The sequence below is a fragment of the Flectobacillus sp. genome, assembly GCF_049240685.1.
Classification (GTDB): Bacteria; Bacteroidota; Bacteroidia; order Cytophagales; family Spirosomataceae; genus Flectobacillus.
In genome coordinates, this window is the sequence record NZ_JBMLSD010000354.1 from 4,794 (window position 1) to 7,984 (window position 3,191).

The 3,191-nt window shown below is 39.4% G+C and carries 4 protein-coding genes; all 4 read right to left on the reverse strand.

Annotation, left to right across the window (positions count from 1 at the left end; genetic code table 11):
* Positions 1–411 (reverse strand): BatA domain-containing protein (locus tag ACOVQ4_RS16035; RefSeq protein ID WP_421821638.1); only part of this gene is annotated, 411 nt, incomplete at its 3' end.
* A 49-nt stretch (positions 412–460) separates the two neighbouring features.
* Positions 461–1,312, reverse strand: coding sequence for a DUF58 domain-containing protein (locus ACOVQ4_RS16040; protein ID WP_421821639.1), 852 nt, complete (start codon positions 1,310–1,312; stop codon positions 461–463).
* A gap of 89 nt (positions 1,313–1,401) precedes the next feature.
* Positions 1,402–2,388 (reverse strand): AAA family ATPase, encoded by a 987-nt coding sequence (locus ACOVQ4_RS16045; RefSeq protein ID WP_421821640.1) that lies wholly within the window; start codon positions 2,386–2,388, stop codon positions 1,402–1,404.
* Positions 2,389–2,496: 108 nt separating this feature from the next.
* The gene (locus ACOVQ4_RS16050) at positions 2,497–3,111 is read right to left on the reverse strand and encodes a DUF4159 domain-containing protein (protein ID WP_095163416.1); all 615 of its coding nucleotides are present in this window, start codon (positions 3,109–3,111) and stop codon (positions 2,497–2,499) included.
* Positions 3,112–3,191 lie beyond the last annotated feature (80 nt).

The following is a 3,191-nucleotide window of genomic DNA, read 5'->3' on the forward strand; positions in this document are numbered from 1 at the left end:
TTCTTTAGGTTGTTCAGACAAAACTTTCAGTTCACTGGGAGAGTTTTCTATCCAAAAACAAGGTTCACCTTTTTTAAGAGCCTCCTCTATTTCAAATCGAAAGTTATTGGTAACCAATGAATTCGGCTCTATCAGATGGATTTTAGAGAAGGAGGAAGACGTTTGAAAAGTATTCCAAAGTGGCTTGGCTAAAGCTAAGCATAGCAATAGGACAATCGCCAAACGCAAGATTAATAGCCAAATATTATCAAGGCGTATTCCTCTAGCTTGCTGTAAGTTTTTTTCGCTTAACCACTGAGTAGCAGCCCAATCTAGTCGTTTTCCTTGTTTCTGATGCCAGAAATGTATCAGAATCGGAATCGTTAGACCAAACAAGCCCCAAAGCAATGTTGGCGTATTAAAATCTATCATTAGAATAGTCAAAATTTGAAAGTTCAAAATCAGCTTGATTTATGTTACATCAAAGTATCTCTCGGATAATACCTGCGATAGGGTCTTTGAGACTGATTTTTTTCCAGTAAACAAAAGGCACTTTTAAATCTGATTCGATTTGTGACAAAAACGATTCGGCATTGGCTTTGACTTCTGCTTTAATTTGCTCTGCCTGAAGTTCCACTTCTTGTCCTGTTTCCAAATCTTTGAAGCGGTAAAATCCTTTTAAATCAAAATCGAGCTCATGCTGTCCAAGTACTTGAAAAACATAGATTTCACGTCGTGGATTCGCTAATTTTTTCAATAACTTAATCCATTCATTATCCAATTGCAAAAGGTCTGAAGCAAAAAAGAGTATCTCTTTTTGTTTTTGCTGAAAAACAGGAAAGCTCTTCGTATCGCTCGTCCATTTCCCAGATGCTTCTGCTTTTTCCAACGCGTACAATATTCGTTGAAAAGCCTGTTTACCTGTGGCTACCAACGTATTTACTTGATTGTCTTTCAACACATACAAACTCAGTTGGTCGCCTTGTCGAAAACCCATGTAGGCAATAGAAGCCAACAGTATTTTGCAATATTGCAGTCGACTTACATCCTCTTCGGTATAATTCATCGACCCTGAAAGGTCGAGTACAAAACGGATATGATAATTACTTTCGGTAGAAGACTCTCGCACCAAATGTTTTTGAGTACGGGCAAAAAGCTTCCAATCTATGCGCTTGGGGTCGTCTCCTATTTCATAATGTCTATATTGCTCAAATTCAATCCCATAGCCATATCTTTTACTGGCGTGAATCCCTAACATAAGTTCCTCACTTACCAATTTGCTGGCTAATTGGAGATTGGTAATTTTTACTAATTCGGAACTGAGTAAAGCCATCCTGTGAGTTGTGAGTGATGAGTTTAGAGTGATGAAATACAGCTTGTCCTTCAACTCTTTAGCTCAATGATTATCCATTTTTCATTATTCTATTTTTCTGAAAGCATAGCTTTGATCACATCATCAGGAGCGATACCTTCGGCTTCTGCACGGAAATTGAGAGAAATACGGTGGCGCAAAATAGGATAAGCTAGTGTATGGATATCCTCAGGAATAACAGCAAAACGTTCATTTAACACGGCACGGGCTTTGGCACATAGTACCAAGGCTTGTCCCGCACGTGGTCCTGCACCCCAATCGCACCATTCTTTTACAAAAGCCGAGCTAGTTGTATCAGGACGAGTACTTCTTACGATGCGATTGACTTCCTCTATCAATTCATCACTGATGTGTACTTGACGCGTTAGTTTTTGTAAATCCAAAATATCTTTATCGCTCATTACGGCTGACAAAGTTGGTTTTCCAGAACCAGTGGTGCTTTTTAATACTTGTAATTCTTCAGCTTCGGAAGGATATCCTAGTTTGATATACAACAAAAAGCGGTCGAGCTGTGCCTCTGGTAGTGGATACGTACCCGCTTGTTCGATAGGGTTTTGTGTAGCAATAATGAGGAATGGTTTTGGCAAATCGTAGTTGGTACCAGCATAAGTCACCTTGTATTCTTGCATAGCTTCGAGCAAAGCAGCCTGTGTTTTGGGTGGCGTACGGTTGATTTCATCGGCTAAAACGATATTGGCAAAAATAGGTCCTTTGCTAAATTTAAAGAATTTCTTGCCTGTTTCGTGGTCTTCTTCCAAAATTTCAGTACCAACAATATCGCCTGGCATAAGGTCCGGCGTAAATTGGATACGTTTGAATTGCATTTCGAGCGCCTCCGAAATCGTTTTTACCATGAGAGTTTTGGCCAAACCCGGCACACCTTCGAGTAGACAATGCCCACCCGCCAAAAGGGAAATGATGATTTCATCGATAGCCTCCTCTTGTCCGATAATAACTTTTGCGATTTCCTTTTTGAGAAGCGGTAATTTGCTTACCAAAGATTTATAATATTGAAGCTCTTTTGTTTCCAGTGTCATTTGTTAATGAAAATATAGTGAGATGGCTCTATCTGTTTAGCCATTAATTGTCGTAATTGAGAGTGCTCATCATTAGCAATTTTGCCTTTGAGAAAGATTCTTAAAATCTTACATGGTCAAAGCATAATTGATGATATTGACGCCAAATTTGGTATTATCCTCGGCAAGCCAGCGTTTATTGCGAAAATCATAATCCCATTCGCAACCGTAGTCTTTGTTGCTATACAGTACGCCAATACGTCCGTTGATGGTAACTGCTTTGAGATAATCATGCACAAGATCGTCGCCCCAGCCGTTTAGTTCGAAACTAGTTGTGGGCGGACCTTCAAATTCGAAGAAACATCGATAAATTTCGTGAGTATTAGGAATCTTTTGAAGGGCCTTTTGTCCAAAAGTTTTAGCCATTTCTTGCTCGAATGATTTTGCAAATAGCCCATCAATATCGTGATTACAATCGTCTACAAATACGAATCCACCGTTTTGTACATATCGGTGAAAAATATCTCTTTCTTTACTCGAAAACTCTACTAATTTATGACCACTCAAATAGCAGAAAGGGCTTTTAAAAATCTCGTTGCTACTCAATAAAACCACTTTTTCCTTTTCATCAATTGGAATAGTGGTGTACTCAACCAACGAATTAAGCAGATTGGAGGGCATTCGTTGGTCGGTATCCCAGTCGCCTGAGTTATATTGAATACGAGTAAATACAAATGGTTTCATAATTTTGAGAGTCGTGATACTGTAAGGGCTTTGGGCTTTGGGCTTTGGGCTTTGGGCTTTGGGCTTTGGGCTTTGGGCTT